The sequence below is a fragment of the Brucella intermedia LMG 3301 genome (assembly GCF_000182645.1).
Classification (GTDB): domain Bacteria; phylum Pseudomonadota; class Alphaproteobacteria; order Rhizobiales; family Rhizobiaceae; genus Brucella; species Brucella intermedia.
This window is the reverse complement of the sequence record NZ_ACQA01000001.1, coordinates 206,439-224,288: the sequence shown is the minus strand read 5'-3', so window position 1 is coordinate 224,288 and position 17,850 is coordinate 206,439. Positions and strand designations below refer to the sequence as shown.

Below are 17,850 nucleotides of genomic sequence, written 5' to 3'. Positions count from 1 at the left end.
CTTGCTCAAGGATATTCATGCTCACTGGCAGAAATATCCCTCGATTATTCATGTGTTCTTCCAAGCGGAAGATCGCCCTGTAGTTTTCAGAAAATGTTTGGAGCGCATTTCGATTTGCTTAGATGAGATCAGCGCCCTAACTGTTCGTCTTAATGCGCATTCTTGCCGAAAGGCCGTTTCACACATATCAAAATATGCTCCAACGGGTTAAAAATGCACAGTGGCAGGCAGACCACAGACCCATCGACTGAAGCGCTCATTGGTTTATTGGAGGCCTCTCCAATTTTCGCCAAGCTCGGAGCGCGGGAGATAGACGCGCTTTCTTCTCTCACCATTATCGAAGGCGACTTTGCCGCCGATGCCGCGATCATCAGGCAGGGAGAACAAATCAGAAGCCTCCATCTCGTGCGTTCCGGCTGGGGATGTGTCTATCGCGATCTGGCCAGCGGAGAGAGGCAGATCATCGACTTTCCCATGCGGAGCGATTTTCTGGGGCTGCGAACGGCGGACGGTTACAGCTATAACACCATCACGGCAATCACGCCCATGTCGGTGTTCGAAATTCCGCTCGTCTCTCTCGAGGCCTCCATCGAATACGCGCCGCGCCTCAGCCTGATCTTCATAGAGCTTCTCGCGCGCCAGCGATCCCTGCTGATCGAGCATCTTACCAATATCGGGTGCCGCGCTGCCTTCGTCCGCACCGCGCATCTGTTTCTCGAACTTTCCGACCGCGTGCAATCCTCGGGGATGGGCGATGCGAATTCCTTCTATTGCCCGCTGACACAATATCAGCTTGCCGATGCACTGGGGCTGACGCCAATTCATCTCAACCGGATGCTGCGCGACTTGCGGGAAGAAGGGCTGATCCTGTTCCGCTCAAACCGGGTGGAAATTCTGGACCGGAAGCGCGTAGCCGCCCTTGCCCAGTACGACGGAGAGTTCATGCGGATGTCGGTTTTTGGGAAAGAAGAATGACAACCGATGTAAGTACTCGATCCCACAGACCCCACATTAATGGTAGGTGCTGTTTCCCGCTTTATTTCCGCTTTGGCGCTCTTCTGGGCAGTTCACCCTCTGGCCGAGGCGGATATGGCTTCAAGTTCTTAGGCGGTGACCATGAGTTGACCTTCGGTAGCGACTTTTTGATGCCTCGCTGATGAAGGTAAAGACCTGCTGTCAAGTACGCGTCCTCAAGCGCTCCGTGCCGCTTTCCGATACGTGATAAACCTATTCGGGCCAAGCAGTCATCGAGCTTGGCGGACTGGCCAGACCATATTTCTCGCGACCGCTCCATGGTGCAGAACACCGGATGGGGCAGCATATCCACTTCCGCCTTCCGAAACTCCCGTTGCACATAGCGCATATCGAAATCTGCGTTATGTGCCACGATTTCATCCGCCCAATCGAACCACTTACGGATTGGAGCGGCAAGATCAGAAAACAAGTCCTGATATCGTGTCATCCAATTATCGTAGCCATGCACGGCTTCCGCCTGCGGATGGCTGTCTTTCCTTGGATCGAATATCAGATGTAGAGACTGGTGAAGAAAGTCATCACCTTCGATTTTGACCGCCCCTATGGTCACGATCCGGTCGTATGGCAACAGTCCAGTCGTTTCCGTATCGACTACAATTACTCGCTTCTTGCGTGTATGGACCGCTGGGTTTGATAACTCGTCCATGCCTCCCCCCTATTTTTCGGGAATGAAGCATATTTCAGATTGCAGAATGGTGTAGCTTTTCGCCGCAGCATAGAAAAATCGCCCCGTAGGGCGCCATCTTGCATTTCAATGGGAGAAGATCACGAAGCCGAAATCAATAAATCGGGGAATATCCAAGTTTCTCAGCGACTTGAAAGATGGTCGGAGTGAGAGGATTCGAACCTCCGACCCCCTCGTCCCGAACGAGGTGCGCTACCAGGCTGCGCTACACTCCGTGACCATGTGGCCTTGACCATTGAGGCGGCTTATAACGCTCCAGATTTCAAGCCGCAAGAGCATCTTGTCGTTTTTTTGAATGCCGAACCCGAAAAGCTGGAAAGAGCTTCAAACGGTCTCGAAAACCGGCAGCGTCCCGCCGCCAAACGCCACAAAATTGGGGTTGGCAAAACCGGCGACACCTTCGCTTGCGCGCTGGCCATAGGAGAGCGGTATCCCCTCGAAAGTGGTCGTTAGACCGCCTGCGGCGCGCAGCACGGCATCGCCGGCCGCCGTATCCCACTCCATGGTGGGACCGAAACGCGGATAAATATCGGCTTCGCCGCTGGCAACAAGGCAGAACTTCAGCGACGAACCGATGGAAACGCAGTTGGTAATCCGGTTGTCGTTCAAGAATTTTTCCGTTTCCGGGTTTTTATGGGACCGACTGCAGACCGCCACCTGCTCGGCCCCATGCACGCGCACCCCTATCCCCCGCCGTGTTCCCAGCGCGTGATCCTTGGTCGTGGTTATTTCTTCAGCACCGCTGCCGGTTCCGACAAACAAGCGATTGCGAACGGGTGCATAAACGATGCCCATAACCGGAGCGCCATCCTCGATCAGGCCGATATTCACCGTGAAATCGCCGTTTCGCAGCAGGAATTCACGGGTTCCATCCAGAGGATCGACCAGTAGAAATCGCCGTCCCAGTTGCGCGGGCAGGCGTCCCGCCGCCACTTCCTCTTCAGCCACAACCGGAATATCCGGGGCGACCGAAGCCAGTGCGGAAAGGATGATGGCCTCCGCGTCACGATCTGCTTCCGTGACCGGAGAAGAATCTTTCTTGCTGTGAACCGCGCAACCATTGGCATAGTGCTTCATGATCGTGCGGCCTGCCTCCAATGCGGCTTCCAGCAGCACGGCAAGCATTGCTTCGCCGCTCGGATCGGCTTTCGGGGAGGCTGAAATCTTCATTTGCTCAGATTGACCAGGTATCGCTGCCATAACTGCCGATGATACCACGTTCGGCAAGATACTTTTCTACTTCCGCGACGATTTCGTCAACGTCCCGGCCCGTCGTGTTCAGCCGAAGCTCGGGCGATACCGGCGGCTCATACGGAGAATCGATGCCCGTAAAAGCCTTTATCTCGCCGCGCAGGGCCTGCGCATAAAGCCCTTTCGGATCGCGGGCAATGCATTCCTCTATCGGCGTATCAACGAAGATTTCGACAAATTCACCTTCAGGCAACCGGGACCGAATGCGATCCCGCTCGGCCCGAAAAGGCGAGATGAAGGAGACGAGCACCACCAGACCTGCATCGGTCATCAAACGGGCGACTTCACCGACACGGCGGATATTTTCTGCCCTGTCTTCCTCGGAAAAACCCAGATCGCTGTTGAGGCCGTGGCGAACATTGTCGCCGTCGAGCAGATAGGTGTGCTTGCCGAGCGCGTGCAGCCGCTGTTCCAGCCGGTTGGCGATGGTGGATTTACCGGAGCCGGACAGGCCCGTAAACCACAGCACAGCCGGTTTCTGGAATTTCTGCGCAGCGCGGGCCTGCTTGTCGAGATCGAAGGACTGCAGGTGCACATTCGTCGCCTGACGAAGCGCGCTGTCGATCATTCCAGCCCCGACGGTCGCATTGGTAAGCCGGTCGATCAGGACGAATGCGCCCGTTACGCGATTGTCGACGTATGGGTCGAAGGCAATCTGATCCACGGTCTGGAGATGGCAAAGCCCGATCTCGTTGAGGTCGAGGCGGGATGCATCCTTCCGGGTGAAGCTGTCAACGTCAGTCCTGTACACGATCTCATTGATCGTTACCGGCGTCTGATCGGTCTCGGTGCGCAGCAGATAGGAGCGGCCGGGATGCAAGGCATCCTCACCGAACCAGACTATATTGGCGGAGAAACGATCCGCCACTTCGGGCCGCGATTCCGTCCCCACCAGCATATTGCCGCGCGAGACCTCGATCTCATCCTCGAGCACCAAAGTGACAGCCTGTCCTTCGGAAGCCCGTGTCAGATCGCCGTCATAGGTGGCAATGCGCTTCACGCGGGAAGTCTTGCCTGATTTGGCTACCACGACGGCATCACCGGCGCTGATCGAACCGGATGCGACAGTGCCGGAGAAACCGCGAAAATCGAGATTGGGCCGGTTCACATATTGCACCGGGAACCGAAAGGGTTTTGCCGCCACTTCCGTCTCGATGCGCACGGTTTCCAGATGTTCGAGCAGATGCGGCCCGTCATACCAGCCCATGCGGGCGGATGGCAGGGTGACATTGTCGCCAAAGCGTGCCGAAAGCGGGATTGGCTGGATGCTGGCAAAGCCAAGCTCCTTTGCGAAGCCCATATAGTCGGCAACGATGCGCTCAAAGGCCTCTTTCGAGAAATCGACGAGATCGATCTTGTTCACCGCCAGAACGATGTGGCGAATACCGAGCGCCGACGCAATGAAGGAATGGCGGCGTGTCTGGGTCAGCACACCCTGACGGGCGTCGACCAGCACGATGGCAAGATCGGCTGTCGATGCGCCGGTCGCCATGTTGCGCGTATATTGCGCATGACCCGGCGTGTCAGCGACGATGAACTTGCGGCGGGGCGTCGAAAAGAAGCGATAGGCGACGTCGATGGTGATGCCCTGCTCCCGCTCGGCCTCCAGACCATCGACCAGAAGCGCGAAGTCGAAATCGTCATCCGTGGTGCCGAACTTGCGGCTGTCGTTCTTCAATGACGCTAGCTGATCCTCGAAGATCAGTTTCGTGTCGTAAAGCAGACGCCCGATGAGCGTTGATTTTCCATCATCCACCGAGCCGCAGGTGAGGAAGCGCAGCAGTGTCTTGCGTTCCTGATCGGCCAGAAAATCGCTGACTGCGGCATTGGTCGCAACAGGCTTGATTATAGCATTCATCAGAAATAGCCCTCGCGCTTCTTCTTCTCCATCGACCCGGCCTCGTCGCGATCAATAGCGCGACCTTGTCGCTCGGATGTACGGGCGATCAACATTTCCTCGACAATCCCGGAGAGGTCCGCCGCACTGGATTCAATTGCGCCGGTCAGCGGATAGCAGCCAAGCGTGCGGAATCGCACCAGACGGTTTTCCACCTGTTCGCCCGGACGCAGCTTCATGCGCTCGTCATCGACCATGATCAGCATGCCATCGCGTTCGACCACCGGGCGATGCGCTGCAAAATAAAGCGGGACGATGGGGATATTCTCTTGCAGGATATATTGCCAGATATCGAGTTCGGTCCAGTTCGAGAGCGGAAAGACGCGGATCGATTCTCCAGCGGAAACGCGCGTATTGTAAATCTTCCACATTTCAGGCCGCTGATTCTTCGGGTCCCAACCGTGCTGTGCGTTACGGAAGGAAAAGATACGCTCCTTGGCGCGTGATTTTTCTTCGTCGCGGCGGGCGCCGCCGAAAGCAGCATCGAACTTGTACTTGGCTAACGCCTGCCGCAAGGCGACCGTCTTCATCACATGGGTATGGACATTCGACCCGTGGCTGAAAGGTCCGATGCCCTCGCGCACGCCATCCTCGTTGATATGCACGAGCAGTTCAAAACCCTTTTCGCGGGCCTGCGCATCGCGAAACTCGATCATTTCGCGGAACTTCCAGGTCGTATCGACATGCAGAAAGGGAAAAGGCGGTGGCGCCGGATAGAATGCCTTCATCGCCAGATGCAGCATCACCGACGAATCCTTGCCGACCGAGTAAAGCATCACGGGGTTGGAAAATGTTGCCGCAACCTCACGAAAAATATGGATCGCCTCCGCTTCGAGGCGCTGCAGATGCGTCAGGTTCTTGGTCAGGGATGCATGATGCACGACTACTTACTCCCGGAAACCGGATGGGGTCCAGAGCAGTTCCATCCAAACGGAGTTTGGAACCGCTCTATCTCTTTGTTTTTTCGCATTATCCAACGCAAAACCGCTTTGCGCTTTTGGCTGGAAATGCTCGAACGCGGGAGGGATGCCCAAGGTCAGAAAACGGGCTTTCATCCGGCGCAGATGCGGCAAAAGCCACAGTGCGCGCATTGTCGTGAAATGATGCGGGAAAGTGAAAGAAACCTATCGCGTATTGCAACTGGCTTGCGCGAAAAACTTACCGTATTTACAAGCGGGGCCGGAACAAACTTGCGCGTGCCGGCAAAAGCCGATTTTCCGCCAAGTTACGGAAAATCCTACAATTTTTGTGCTATTAAACAAATTTTCCGTTCCGGAGCCGCCCGTCCGCCGGACGGCTCCGGAGCAAATTATTACCTGGCGAGGCTTGCCTGAACATCGTTCAGTGCCGCCTCCAGTGCGGACACCATCGTATCGATCTGCTGATCGTTGATGATGAGCGGCGGGCAGAAGGCGAGCGTGTCGCCCATTGCGCGCGAAATCACGCCGCGGTCCTGCAGGGCTGCATTTGCCTGTGCGCCCAGCGCGCCGGCTTGTTCAAGGCCTGTCTTGGCCTGCTTGTCTGTGACAAGCTCGACACCGGCAATAAGACCGACGCCGCGCACTTCGCCGACCAGCGGGTGATCCTTCAAATCACGAAGGCGCTTCTGCATATAGGCGCCGCGGTCCCGCGCATTGGCAACCAGTTGGCGCTCTTCGATGATCGCAAGGTTTTCCAATGCCACAGCCGCCGCCACCGGATGGCCCGATGCGGTGAAGCCGGTGCCAAGCGTGCCGATCTTGTGGCTCTCTTCGGCAATCGGCGCGTAGACGCGCTCGTTGATGAGGAATGCGGAGATTGGCAGATAGGATGACGAAAGCTGCTTCGACATGACCAGGATGTCCGGCTTGATGTCAAATGTCTGGCTGCCGAACAGGTTGCCTGTCCGTCCGAAACCGCAGATGACTTCGTCGGCGACCAGCAGAATGTCGTAGCGCTTGAGAACAGCCTGCACCTTTTCCCAGTAGGTTCTGGGCGGCACGACCACGCCCCCAGCGCCCATCACCGGTTCGCCGATGAAAGCGGCAATGGTGTGCGGACCTTCCGCGAGAATCAGCTGTTCCAGTTCATCGGCCAGCCGCGTTGCGAACTGCTCCTCGGTCTCTCCCGCCTGCCCTTCGCGATAATGATGCGGACAGCCCGCATGCAATATCCGGTCGATCGGCAGGTCGAAGGAGCGGTGATTGTTGGGCAGGCCTGTCAGGCTGGCTGAGGCAATCGTCACGCCGTGATAACCGCGTTTGCGCGAGATGATTTTCTTGCGCTCCGGTTCGCCCAACGCGTTGGAGCGATACCAGATCAGCTTGATGACGGTATCGTTGGCTTCGGAACCTGAATTGGTGAAATAAGCCTTGCTCATCGGCACGGGAGCCATCGAAACGAGCTTTTCTGCCAGATCGATGACGGGACCATGCGAACGATAGGAGAAGGTATGATAGAAGGGCAGCTTCTTCATCTGCCGCGCAGCCGCTTCCGCCAGACGCGGCTCCGAAAAGCCGACGCCGACACTCCAAAGCCCGGACATCGCCTCGATGTAGCGCTTGCCCGTTACATCCTCGACATAAATGCCGTCGCCGCGCTCGATGACAAGCGGGCCCTCCGCCTCAAGTCGGACAGCATCGGTGTAGGAATGCAGATGATAACGGATATCGCGGGCTTCGAGAGAGTTTGGCTGAGCAGTCATTCATTGATCCTCCGGAAAGATAATGAATTTGTAGCCCGTTTCAGAAAAAGCGCAAACCGGAAGCTGCTGAAAAATGCCCTTCGGAACAAACCGCCGAGGGACTTGGGAAATATTTAGAGAAGTCCGAATGTGCGCGCCTTGGCGACTGCCTGAACCTTGTTGACCGCTACCAGCTTTGTAAGCACGTTGCTGATGTGAAAATTCACCGTGCGCGTGGATATATTGAGGATCGTGCCGATGATTTCGGCAGTCTTTCCTTCACTCGTCCAGCGCAGGATCTCCCGCTCACGCATCGTCAGGTTCACTTCCGACACGCAGTTCATGGTTGGAACATCGAGATGTTCATACATGGCCAGATGCAGCATATTGGCTACGGTCTGCAATTGACGCCGCAACATTGAAATCTCGCCGGACGACAGCGCCGGACCGCTTCTGAGAAAGGACAGCATTCCAAACACGCCTTGCGCGGCCCAGCACGGTTGCGAAATGCCGACCCTGATGCCGAAGCGCTGGGCATCTGTCCATATCTGCGGAGCCTCCGCAAACAGCTTCGATGACCAGACCAGCGGTTCGATGCTGTTCAACGCCTTGCGAACCAACGGGTCTATGTCCGCATATTTTTTGTCGGCATAATGATCGGTCCATTCCTGGGGCAACGAGCCAAAACTAAGCCATTTGACCACGCCGTTCAGCAGTGGAATGCGCATGAGATAGGCCGTGTGTGCAAATCCGCACTGTCTGGCATAGGTGTTTATGTATTCAAGGAGCTGTCCGGCATCGTCAGCAGATTGCATGGATTCATAAATTTGTTCCCATTTCATTGCAGACATCCCAATTAAAGACTAATTTTGAATTTATTAAAATGTAGCGCCCTTACACAAAACAGTTGCGCGGTGGATGGCTATCACAACCATCGGTTTCTGACTATATAGCAAAATAGTCTCATATGAACTCAAAGCGATAAATTGTGAATATTTTTATCACAACAGTCAGTTACTAAATTAGCACTAAATGAAATACTTTGACTTCCCATACGGCCGCGAGCAGGTCTGCGCTTCCGCTGCCGGAATAGCCAAAAACCTCCAACTGTTTCTTGTAAGCACTTCCGAATGGAACCCGTTTCATACTCCGCTGGAAATGCTCCTGCACCGCCGAACCTGAAACCGATTTGCATTGAGGAACAGTAGAGCCCTCTGACAGGTTCGGCAAACCTGTCAGAATGACTAGTATTTGAGATATGATTAATAAACGCCGGTGAGCGAGAGGTCCGGGACGGCCGGTCAGGCCGCCGCATCCTCGTCTTTTCCAGCACCCGGCAGATAATTGAGGATAGGACCGAGCCAGCGCTCCACTTCCTCGACCGCCATTCCCTTGCGCGCAGCATAATCCTCGACCTGATCGCGCTCCACCTTGGCCACGCCGAAATAGTAGCTTTCCGGATGGCCGATATAGAGACCCGATACCGAGGAGCCAGGCCACATGGCGTAGCTTTCGGTCAGTTCCACGCCCGTATTCGCAGTCGCGTCCAAAAGGCGGAAAAGTGTCGTCTTTTCGGTATGGTCCGGCTGAGCCGGATAACCCGGAGCCGGACGAATGCCCTTATACGGCTCTCCGATCAGCTCTTCCGGCGTATAGGTTTCGTCGGAAGCATAGGCCCAGAACTCCTTGCGCACCCGCTCATGCATCAATTCGGCAAAGGCTTCCGCGAAGCGGTCAGCCAGTGCCTTCACCAGAATGGCCGAGTAATCATCGTTGGCGCGCTCAAAACGTTCGGCTATCGCCACTTCGCCAATGCCCGCAGTCACGACGAAGCCGCCGACATAATCCTGCTTTCCGCTCTCGACCGGGGCCACGAAATCGGACATGGCCACGTTTGGACGACCATCGCGCTTGCTCAATTGCTGGCGCAGCGTGAAGAAGGTGGCAAGTTCCTGCTTCCGGCTTTCATCGGTGAAAAGACGAATATCGTCCCCTGCCGCATTGGCTGGCCAGAAGCCGACGACAGCTTTGGGCGTGAACCATTTTTCGTCGATGATCTTTTTCAGCATGGCCTGCGCGTCGGCCCAGAGCTGGCGAGCGGCCTCACCCTGCTTTTCATCCTCCAGAATCGCCGGATAGCGGCCCTTCAGTTCCCATGTCTGGAAGAAAGGCGTCCAGTCGATATAGCGGGCGATCTCCGTCAAATCGTAATCATCGAAGGTTCTGGTGCCGGTGAAGGTCGGCTTTGTCGGTACAAAGCTCTCCCAGTCGAGCTTGTGTGCATTGGCGCGAGCGCGGGCAAGCGGCAGGCGCTGCTTTTCCGCTTCGTTGCGTGCATGGGCGGCTGCTACCTTGGCATATTCCCCCCGCAGGCCATCGATATAGGCTTTCTTGCCTTCCGGCGACAGCAGGCTGGATACCACGCCGACGGCGCGGCTGGCATCGATGACATAAACGGCCTGCCCACGTTCATAGCGCGGATGGATTTTCACCGCCGTATGAACACGGCTGGTGGTGGCGCCGCCGATCAGCAGCGGAATGTCGAAACCTTCCCGTTCCATTTCCGCAGCGACATGCACCATTTCGTCAAGCGACGGCGTGATGAGGCCCGAAAGGCCGATCACATCCACTTTTTCATCACGCGCCACCTGCAAAATCTTCTGCGAAGGCACCATGACGCCGAGATCGATGATTTCATAATTATTGCAGGCGAGCACGACGCCAACGATATTCTTGCCGATATCGTGCACATCGCCCTTGACGGTTGCCATCAGCACCTTGCCGGCGCTCTGACGTTCACCGCCGCCGATGCCATTTTCGGCGTTAAGGCGTTTTTCCTCCTCCATGTAAGGCAGGAGCACGGCCACGGCCTGCTTCATCACGCGGGCGGACTTCACCACCTGCGGCAAGAACATCTTGCCCGCGCCGAACAGATCGCCAACCACATTCATGCCGGCCATCAGTGGGCCTTCGATGACATGAAGAGGGCGTTCGGCAGACTGGCGCGCTTCTTCCGTATCGGCTTCGATATATTCGGTAATGCCGTTGACCAGCGCATGTTCAAGACGCTTTTCAACCGGCCATTCGCGCCACGTCAGATCCTGCGCCTTGGCTTCCTTCGAGCCTGAGTCGCGGAACCGCTCGGCGATTTCCAGCAGGCGCTCGGTTGAATCGGAGCGGCGATTGAGCACCACATCCTCGCAAGCCTCTCGCAGCTCGGGATCGATCGTGTCGTAGACCGCCAGCTGCCCGGCATTGACGATGCCCATATCCATGCCCGCCTGAATGGCATGATAGAGGAACACGGCATGCATCGCCTCACGGACCGGCTCATTGCCTCGGAACGAGAAGGACAGGTTCGACACCCCGCCCGACACATGCACATGCGGCAGGGTGGCGATGATCTGCCGGGTCGCCTCGATAAAGTCGACGCCGTAATTATTGTGTTCCTCAATACCGGTCGCGACGGCAAAGATATTCGGATCGAAGATGATGTCTTCCGGTGCAAAACCGACCTGTTCCGTCAGGATCTTGTAAGCGCGGGTACAGATTTCGACCTTGCGGGCTTCCGTATCGGCCTGCCCGGTTTCATCGAAAGCCATCACGACCACCGCCGCGCCATAGGCGCGGACAAGCCTGGCGTGATGAATGAAGGCTTCCTCGCCTTCCTTCATCGAGATGGAATTGACCACCGCCTTGCCCTGAACGCATTTCAGGCCAGCCTCGATCACCTCCCATTTGGAGCTGTCGATCATGATCGGCACGCGGGCAATATCCGGCTCGGCGGCAATCAGATTGAGGAATTCGACCATCGCCTTTTCGGAATCGATCAGGCCCTCATCCATATTGATGTCGATGATCTGCGCGCCATTGGCGACCTGATCCCGCGCGACATCGAGGGCTGCAGAGAAATCACCGGCCTTGATCAGCTTGCGGAAACGCGCGGAACCGGTCACGTTGGTGCGCTCGCCCACATTGACGAAGGGAATGTCCTTAGTCAGCGTGAATGGCTCAAGGCCGGACAGACGCATCAGCGGCGCAACTTTGACGGGCTTGCGTGGCGGATGTTTTGCGACAGCCTCGGCGATGGCGCGGATGTGTTCCGGCGTCGAACCGCAGCAACCGCCAACCACATTGACCAGACCGTCACGGGCAAAGCCCTCGATCTGTGCGGCCATTGCTTCCGGCGTTTCATCATACTGGCCGAACTCGTTCGGCAGACCGGCATTCGGATAGGCGCAGACAAAGGTATCGGCAATCGACGACAATTCGTCGAGATGCGCACGCATGGCATTGGCACCCAGCGCACAGTTGAGACCGATAGTGAATGGCTTGGCATGACGCAGCGAATGCCAGAATGCGGTCGGCGTCTGGCCCGACAGCGTGCGGCCGGAAAGATCGGTGATCGTGCCGGAAATCATTACCGGAAGAAAAATGCCTTTTTCCGCAAACACTTCCTCACAAGCAAAGACAGCCGCCTTGGCATTGAGCGTATCGAAGATGGTTTCGATCAGGATGATGTCGGAGCCGCCGTCGATCAGCCCCCTGATCTGCTCGGCATAGGCAATGCGCAGGTCGTCGAAGGTGACAGCGCGAAAACCGGGATTGTTGACATCCGGCGACAGGCTCGCGGTGCGGTTTGTCGGCCCGAGAGCACCGGCAACGAAGCGGCGGCGACCATCCTTCTGCTCGGCACGCAGGGCGGCGCGGCGGGCAAGGCGCGCGCCATCGCGGTTCAGCTCATAAACCTGATCTTCCATGCCGTAATCGGCCTGGGCAATCCTCGTGGAGGAGAAGGTGTTGGTTTCGAGAATATCCGCGCCCGCAATCGCGTAGGCGTAGTGGATTTCCTCGATAGCCTTGGGCTGCGTCAGCGTCAGAAGGTCGTTGTTGCCCTGAAGCTGGCAATCGCAGGCACCGAAACGCTCACCGCGAAAATGCTCTTCATGAAAACCGAGCCCCTGGATCTGGGTTCCCATCGCGCCATCGAGGATCAGGATGCGCTCACGCGCCGCCTTGGTGAGAGCTGCCAGTACTTCGGAGCCATCCGGCTGCGCTGCCGTTGCACCAAAAAGACCTTCGAGGGAAGAGGCCATAAAACACCGCCTGTATTCTGTCTGTTACCAGGCAACGGGGCCGGTTCGCGACGTCAAACCGGAATTGCCTGCCATACGCATCTTACGAAGGTCGCTTAATGACATAAACATATCTTTATGTCAATTCGGAAGCCGTTCTCCAATCGCGTTGCCGGGACATCAACGATCTGTTGCCGGATCCAAGAAATTGTGACTGCGGAGGGCCACCGCTCTGCCATAATGTCGGGCGTAAATGGGCGCAGGGACGATATGTGTTGTTTATTTTTGCGCGCATCCTCACCGAAGGCGGTATCGCATTTTCGGGATGCGCTGTGAGGAGAGACCAATGAAAAAGTTTGCTTATTCCCTGTTTGCCGCCTGCCTGTCACTCGGCCTGGGACTATCCGCAGCTTCCGGGACTGCGAATGCGGCGCAACCATCTCTAATGGCAACGCCGTCCGCACAGACTTCGGCGCCGAATGTGCATCAGGTCCAGTATTACGATTACCGGGGCGATCGTCGCTACTGGCGCGAACATCGCCGCCACTGGCGGCATGACTACCCGCGTTACCGCCCACACCATCGCTATGACCGACGCTATTGGGGACCGCCGCCTGCCTACCGCTACCGTGCAGCGCCGGTCTATCGCGGCGGCAACCCGCATGTGCGCTGGTGCTACAATCGTTATCGCTCCTATCGAGCCTATGATAACACATTCCAGCCCAATTACGGGCCGCGGCGCCAGTGCTATTCGCCATATCTCTAAAACGAACAAGCCCCGGTTTCCCGGGGCTTTTTCTAAATGAACTGGCTCAAAAATCAGGTAACATAAGCACCGATGGAAGCCGCGACGAGGCCGATTGCGACCGCAATCATCACGCCATAGACGCGCGGCTTGTCGAAAAGAACGGCGAAAGCTGAAAACCAGCCGACGACCGCCGCGCCAAGCGCGAATAAGAAGCCCGGCTTGTCGCCGTGGTACAGGTTGGCCGCCATGAGACCGCCGATGATCAGCGCGCCAAAAACGATCATCAACCCTGTGGCATATCGCTCGTAATCGTCCATTTAAATTCCTCGGTTCCGCTCCCGCCGTGACAGGTGCCGGAAACTTTCGTCAATCCATTTGGCCATTTAAGGGCATTGGCCGGTCGCTTTCACACAATCATTATTCGTGTCGTTCTTCAACCATTTCGCTGCGCCATTTTTGGCAATTGTTGCGACTTTTCACGTGAACGTTCCTGTAGCGGCCCGATAAGCGGCCCGATAAACGGCATTGTCGTGATCAAAACCGTGCTAACATCACAGCCATGGAATCGTCAGGCGTCACCATTTTCGAAACAGAAATCGGACCGTGCGGCATAGCGTGGCGCGGCCGGAAAATCGTTGGCGTCGAAATCGGGGATGCCGACGAAAAGGAAACCCGGTATCGGCTCCGCGAGCGGTTTCCCGGGGCAGACGATAACGAGGCGCCAGCTTTCGTTACCCGGGCAGTCGAGGGTGTGCGTGCGCTTCTGGCCGGAGCCGATGTTGATTTTTCGGGCACGCCGCTGGCGCTCGATGCCCAACCCGATCTCAACCGGCAGGTTTATGAAATCATCCTCGAACTGAAAACGGGCGAGACCACGACCTACGGCGCAATTGCACGACGGATGGGTGATGTGAGTCTCTCACAGGCTGTCGGCTATGCGCTGGGCAAGAATCCGTTTCCGATCATCGTGCCCTGTCACCGGGTGCTCGGCTCCAATGGCAAGGTCGGCGGCTTTTCGGCGGCGGGTGGCACGGCGACGAAACTGAAGCTTCTCAATATCGAGCGGGCGAGAACGTCCAGCGAGCCCGATCTTTTTGGCGGCCTGCCATTGCAGGAAAGGCCGCAGTCCGACTGGTAGTTATGATTTGCGAACGCAAAACCGTTTCACACTTGGCTCGAAGATGCTTCAGCCCTTGTCCGTCACCACATCTGCGGAAAAACGCAATTCGCGCATGGGACGCACAAGCTGTGTCGTGGCGTCGTAAGTTGGATGCTTCTTGAAAGCGAGAAGCGCTTCTTCATCCTTGAACTCGGCATAGACAACCAGATCGATGCGGTCGCACATCGGGTCGACCTTGGAATTCGGCAGGACTTCAAAAAGGTCAGCGTGGGGAATGGTGGCAAGTTGCTCCAATCCCCTTTTGACAGTCTCGATATCCTGATCTTGCCTGACGCTGAAGAAAACAATGTGCCGGATCACGCCGCGACTCCCTGAAATTGCTGAGGCGTGTCTAGCGCATCAAGGCGTGCAGAAAAATGGCAAATTTGAGCGATGCGCCTAACTTGCCTTGACGCGACGCCAGGCAAACCCGCCCTCTTCCGGAATGGAACCGCGACCCGGCTGATAATAGCCGGGGGTATCGACAAGCCGGTTTTCATCAAGCCGCTTCTGCGCGACCTTGTTTGTCACCTGCAATGTGTCGAAGCCCGTGCGCAGCATCAGGCTCGCCTGATCGATCAGCACGTCACCAACGGCGCGCAATTCGCCCGCAAAGCCTTCACGGCGCAAAATCTCGGCCTTGGAATAGGAGCGTCCGTCATTGAAAGCCGGAAACTGCAAGGCGATCAATGGTATGCTGCCAAGATCGTCCAGAAGCGGATCGATTGCTTCGCCCGGCGCAACCGTAACGCCGATCCGGCGGTTGGAGGCGCGGCGGCGCTCCTCATCCAGTCCGAGCCAGATGGTCAGCGGAATGATGACAGCCGAAGCATCGCCCGCTGCGTCCAGATCGTCGGCAAAGACATAGTCGTCCTCGCGAAAGCCATCGGCAGACCAGAGTTTTGTTTCGTTGATTTCGCTCATTTGCGGTCCGTGGCTCCCAATGTTTTAAGGCTGTCGGCAAGACCCGTCAGATGGATGCCGCATTCTGTCTTTTCCGATCCCGCCCAGCGTCCGGCACGTTGATCCTCGCCATCGCTCACGGGGCGCGTGCATGGCATGCAGCCGATGGAGCGATAGCCCTGCGCGGTGAGCGGATGCGGCGGCAGATCGTGCTTTTCGGCATAGGCTTTCAGGTCCGCCGCCTGCCAGCGCGCCAGCGGATTGATGCGGATGCGCGGGCCGACCGATTCAAATACCGGCAAACTTTCACGGGTCGATGCCTGAAACTGCTTGCGGCCTGTCATCCAGGCCCGATAGGGCGCGACAGCCCGCGCCATCGGCTCGACCTTGCGGATGAAGCAGCAGCGGTCCTTGTCGGTCATCGACAGGGCGCCGAACGGGTCTTCGCTTTTGAGACTTTCCTCGACGGGAAGAATGTCCTGCACATCGGTCAGGCCAAGCCTGTCCACCAGATCGTGCCGATAATCGAGCGTCGCCCGGAAATGCTTTCCTGTATCCAGAAACAGAACCGGGGTTGCCGGGTCGATTTCCGAAATCATGTGCAGAAGCACCGCCGATTCCGCGCCGAAGGAAGACACGACCGCGATCTGCCCCCCATAGTGTTCACGCGTGGCGAGCGCGATCACTTCCTGCGGGGAAGATGCGCCGTGGCTAGCCTCCAGAAGGCGGGCTTCGGCGGCAGCACTTTCTTCGGCATCAAGCTGCACGGCTGATTTCTCCATAAAGCGCGCGTTTGAACGGCTCCATGCCGACACGGCGATAGGCGGCAAGGAAGGTCTCGTCCGCGCTCTCACGCAAGGCGAGATAGGTGTCCACCACCGTCTCGATGGCATCCACCACGTCTTCCGAGGAGAAACCGCGACCGGTGATCTCACCGATGGCCGAATGCTCGTCCGCCGAACCGCCAAGCGTGATCTGATAGAGTTCCTCACCCTTCTTCTCGACGCCCAGAATGCCGATATGGCCGACATGATGATGGCCGCAGGCATTGATGCAGCCCGAAATCTTGATCTTCAGATCGCCGATTTCAAGCTGGCGCTGCTGGTCGCCGAAGCGCTCGGAAATGCGCTGCGCCACCGGGATGGAACGCGCATTGGCAAGCGCGCAATAGTCGAGACCCGGGCAGGCGATAATGTCGGTGATGAGACCGGCATTGGGCGTCACCAGACCATCCGATTGCAACAGATCGTAGACGGCGGCGAGATCGGCCTTGGCGACATGCGGCAGAACCAGATTCTGCTCGTGACTCACGCGGATTTCATCGAAGGAATAGGTTGCAGCAATATCCGCGACCAGTTCCATCTGTTCAGCGCTTGCATCGCCCGGAATGCCGCCGATTGGCTTCAGCGAAATGGTGACGACCGCGTAATCCGGGTGCTTGTGCGGCGTGACATTGCGGGCAACCCAGCTCGCGAAAGCCGGATCGGCCCTTTGCGTGACGGCCAGTATCTCCCAGCCTTCCGGCCGCTGCGGCAGGTTCGGCATACGGAAATAGCTTTCGATGGCGTCAATATCGCGTTGCGGCAGCTTCAACTCACCGTAACGGATGTCTTCCCATTCGGCATCGATCTCGCGGGTGAGTTCTTCCACGCCCGTTTCATGGACGAGAATCTTGATGCGCGCCTTGTACTTGTTATCGCGGCGACCATGCAGATTATAGACGCGGACGATTGCCGTCACATAGGTCAGCATGTCCTCGATAGGCAGGAAGTCGCGGATTTTCTTCGCCACCATCGGCGTGCGGCCCTGACCGCCGCCAATATAGACGGCCAGCCCCAGATCGCCTGCCTCGTTCTTCTTCAGCTGCAAGCCGATATCATGCACCTGGATGGCGGCGCGGTCATGCTCCGAGCCGACAATGGCGATCTTGAACTTGCGCGGCAGATAGGAAAACTCCGGATGCAGCGACGACCACTGGCGCAGAATTTCCGCAAACGGGCGCGGATCGGCCACTTCGTCGGCGGCAGCGCCTGCGAAATGATCGGCGGTCACGTTGCGAATGCAATTGCCGGAGGTCTGGATGGCGTGCATCTCGACTTCCGCCAGTTCTTCCAGAATGCGGGGCACGTCCTTCAATGCAGGCCAGTTGTACTGGATATTCTGGCGCGTGGTGAAATGGCCGAACCCACGATCGTAGACGCGCGCGATGTGGCCGAGCTTGCGCAACTGGCGGCTCGACAGCGTGCCATAGGGAATGGCCACGCGCAGCATATAGGCATGCAATTGCAGATAAAGGCCATTCATCAGGCGCAACGGCTTGAACTGATCCTCAGTCAACTCGCCCGCCAGACGGCGCTCGACCTGATCCTTGAACTGGGCAACACGGGCCGCAACGAAATCGCGGTCGAATTCATCATAACGATACATAGGCTAGG

Annotated in this window: 16 protein-coding genes and 1 tRNA gene; 4 read left to right on the top strand and 13 right to left on the bottom strand. The window is 57.1% G+C overall.

What is annotated here, in order from left to right:
* The first annotated feature begins 213 nt into the window (after positions 1 to 213).
* Positions 214 to 975 carry a Crp/Fnr family transcriptional regulator gene (locus OINT_RS01025; protein ID WP_006470823.1) on the top strand — a complete coding sequence of 254 codons (762 nt, stop codon included), beginning with the start codon at positions 214 to 216 and terminating at the stop codon, positions 973 to 975.
* A gap of 61 nt (positions 976 to 1,036) precedes the next feature.
* On the opposite strand, the gene OINT_RS01020 is transcribed toward OINT_RS01025, so the two are convergent.
* The 5 genes from OINT_RS01020 to cysD all read right to left on the bottom strand — a co-directional run bounded on the left by OINT_RS01020 (position 1,037) and on the right by cysD (position 5,749).
* A complete protein-coding gene (locus OINT_RS01020) occupies positions 1,037 to 1,681 on the bottom strand; it encodes a 3'-5' exonuclease (protein WP_006465922.1) in 645 nt (214 codons plus the stop codon).
* A gap of 177 nt (positions 1,682 to 1,858) precedes the next feature.
* A tRNA-Pro gene (locus OINT_RS01015) sits at positions 1,859 to 1,935 on the bottom strand.
* Positions 1,936 to 2,044: 109 nt separating this feature from the next.
* Positions 2,045 to 2,890 (bottom strand): 3'(2'),5'-bisphosphate nucleotidase CysQ, encoded by an 846-nt coding sequence (gene cysQ / locus OINT_RS01010; protein WP_006470889.1) that lies wholly within the window; start codon positions 2,888 to 2,890, stop codon positions 2,045 to 2,047.
* A 4-nt stretch (positions 2,891 to 2,894) separates the two neighbouring features.
* A complete protein-coding gene (gene cysN / locus OINT_RS01005) occupies positions 2,895 to 4,829 on the bottom strand; it encodes a sulfate adenylyltransferase subunit CysN (protein WP_006465920.1) in 1,935 nt (644 codons plus the stop codon).
* A complete protein-coding gene (gene cysD / locus OINT_RS01000) occupies positions 4,829 to 5,749 on the bottom strand; it encodes a sulfate adenylyltransferase subunit CysD (protein ID WP_006465917.1) in 921 nt (306 codons plus the stop codon). The genes cysN and cysD overlap by 1 nt, the downstream gene beginning before the upstream one ends.
* Between cysD and OINT_RS23730 the strand changes: the two genes are divergently transcribed.
* Positions 5,714 to 6,202, top strand: a complete 489-nt coding sequence (locus tag OINT_RS23730) for a hypothetical protein (protein WP_172491090.1) — start codon at positions 5,714 to 5,716, stop codon at positions 6,200 to 6,202. The genes cysD and OINT_RS23730 overlap by 36 nt on opposite strands.
* Here the strand turns inward: OINT_RS23730 and OINT_RS00995 are convergent.
* The 3 genes from OINT_RS00995 to metH form a co-directional block, all read right to left on the bottom strand.
* Complete coding sequence (locus tag OINT_RS00995; protein ID WP_006465915.1) at positions 6,181 to 7,551, bottom strand: aspartate aminotransferase family protein; 1,371 nt, start codon at positions 7,549 to 7,551, stop codon at positions 6,181 to 6,183. The two genes, OINT_RS23730 and OINT_RS00995, sit on opposite strands and share 22 nt — an antisense overlap.
* A gap of 113 nt (positions 7,552 to 7,664) precedes the next feature.
* Complete coding sequence (locus tag OINT_RS00990) at positions 7,665 to 8,372, bottom strand: LuxR family transcriptional regulator (RefSeq protein ID WP_006470890.1); 708 nt, start codon at positions 8,370 to 8,372, stop codon at positions 7,665 to 7,667.
* A gap of 459 nt (positions 8,373 to 8,831) precedes the next feature.
* Positions 8,832 to 12,626 carry a methionine synthase gene (gene metH / locus OINT_RS00985; protein WP_006465913.1) on the bottom strand — a complete coding sequence of 1,265 codons (3,795 nt, stop codon included), beginning with the start codon at positions 12,624 to 12,626 and terminating at the stop codon, positions 8,832 to 8,834.
* 325 nt (positions 12,627 to 12,951) lie between these two features.
* On the opposite strand from metH, the gene OINT_RS00980 reads away from it, so the two are divergent.
* Complete coding sequence (locus tag OINT_RS00980; RefSeq protein WP_006470891.1) at positions 12,952 to 13,371, top strand: BA14K family protein; 420 nt, start codon at positions 12,952 to 12,954, stop codon at positions 13,369 to 13,371.
* Positions 13,372 to 13,424: 53 nt separating this feature from the next.
* On the opposite strand, the gene OINT_RS00975 is transcribed toward OINT_RS00980, so the two are convergent.
* Positions 13,425 to 13,670, bottom strand: coding sequence for a hypothetical protein (locus tag OINT_RS00975; RefSeq protein ID WP_006465911.1), 246 nt, complete (start codon positions 13,668 to 13,670; stop codon positions 13,425 to 13,427).
* A 242-nt stretch (positions 13,671 to 13,912) separates the two neighbouring features.
* On the opposite strand from OINT_RS00975, the gene OINT_RS00970 reads away from it, so the two are divergent.
* Entirely contained in the window at positions 13,913 to 14,491 is a 579-nt protein-coding gene (locus OINT_RS00970) for a methylated-DNA--[protein]-cysteine S-methyltransferase (protein WP_006465910.1), read from the top strand.
* A gap of 48 nt (positions 14,492 to 14,539) precedes the next feature.
* On the opposite strand, the gene OINT_RS00965 is transcribed toward OINT_RS00970, so the two are convergent.
* The 4 genes from OINT_RS00965 to OINT_RS00950 all read right to left on the bottom strand — a co-directional run bounded on the left by OINT_RS00965 (position 14,540) and on the right by OINT_RS00950 (position 17,842).
* Positions 14,540 to 14,833: a Dabb family protein gene (locus tag OINT_RS00965; RefSeq protein ID WP_006465909.1), complete on the bottom strand. Its 294-nt coding sequence runs from the start codon at positions 14,831 to 14,833 to the stop codon at positions 14,540 to 14,542.
* 78 nt (positions 14,834 to 14,911) lie between these two features.
* Positions 14,912 to 15,436 (bottom strand): DUF934 domain-containing protein, encoded by a 525-nt coding sequence (locus OINT_RS00960; protein ID WP_006465908.1) that lies wholly within the window; start codon positions 15,434 to 15,436, stop codon positions 14,912 to 14,914.
* A complete protein-coding gene (locus OINT_RS00955; RefSeq protein ID WP_036564826.1) occupies positions 15,433 to 16,197 on the bottom strand; it encodes a phosphoadenylyl-sulfate reductase in 765 nt (254 codons plus the stop codon). Before OINT_RS00955 ends, OINT_RS00960 begins: the two co-directional genes overlap by 4 nt.
* Positions 16,172 to 17,842, bottom strand: a complete 1,671-nt coding sequence (locus OINT_RS00950) for a nitrite/sulfite reductase (RefSeq protein ID WP_006465906.1) — start codon at positions 17,840 to 17,842, stop codon at positions 16,172 to 16,174. The genes OINT_RS00955 and OINT_RS00950 overlap by 26 nt, the downstream gene beginning before the upstream one ends.
* Positions 17,843 to 17,850 lie beyond the last annotated feature (8 nt).

Bases quoted from the DNA above. Each gene is read 5' to 3' on its own strand.
- OINT_RS00970 (WP_006465910.1), top strand. From the start codon at position 13,913: ATGGAATCGTCAGGCGTCACCATTTTCGAAACAGAAATCGGACCGTGC.
- OINT_RS23730 (WP_172491090.1), top strand. From the start codon at position 5,714: ATGCGTCAGGTTCTTGGTCAGGGATGCATGATGCACGACTACTTACTC.
- metH (WP_006465913.1), bottom strand. From the start codon at position 12,626: ATGGCCTCTTCCCTCGAAGGTCTTTTTGGTGCAACGGCAGCGCAGCCG.
- OINT_RS00990 (WP_006470890.1), bottom strand. From the start codon at position 8,372: ATGAAATGGGAACAAATTTATGAATCCATGCAATCTGCTGACGATGCC.
- OINT_RS00995 (WP_006465915.1), bottom strand. From the start codon at position 7,551: ATGACTGCTCAGCCAAACTCTCTCGAAGCCCGCGATATCCGTTATCAT.
- OINT_RS00975 (WP_006465911.1), bottom strand. From the start codon at position 13,670: ATGGACGATTACGAGCGATATGCCACAGGGTTGATGATCGTTTTTGGC.
- OINT_RS00950 (WP_006465906.1), bottom strand. From the start codon at position 17,842: ATGTATCGTTATGATGAATTCGACCGCGATTTCGTTGCGGCCCGTGTT.
- OINT_RS00955 (WP_036564826.1), bottom strand. From the start codon at position 16,197: ATGGAGAAATCAGCCGTGCAGCTTGATGCCGAAGAAAGTGCTGCCGCC.
- OINT_RS00960 (WP_006465908.1), bottom strand. From the start codon at position 15,436: ATGAGCGAAATCAACGAAACAAAACTCTGGTCTGCCGATGGCTTTCGC.
- OINT_RS00980 (WP_006470891.1), top strand. From the start codon at position 12,952: ATGAAAAAGTTTGCTTATTCCCTGTTTGCCGCCTGCCTGTCACTCGGC.
- cysN (WP_006465920.1), bottom strand. From the start codon at position 4,829: ATGAATGCTATAATCAAGCCTGTTGCGACCAATGCCGCAGTCAGCGAT.
- OINT_RS01020 (WP_006465922.1), bottom strand. From the start codon at position 1,681: ATGGACGAGTTATCAAACCCAGCGGTCCATACACGCAAGAAGCGAGTA.
- OINT_RS01025 (WP_006470823.1), top strand. From the start codon at position 214: ATGCACAGTGGCAGGCAGACCACAGACCCATCGACTGAAGCGCTCATT.
- cysQ (WP_006470889.1), bottom strand. From the start codon at position 2,890: ATGAAGATTTCAGCCTCCCCGAAAGCCGATCCGAGCGGCGAAGCAATG.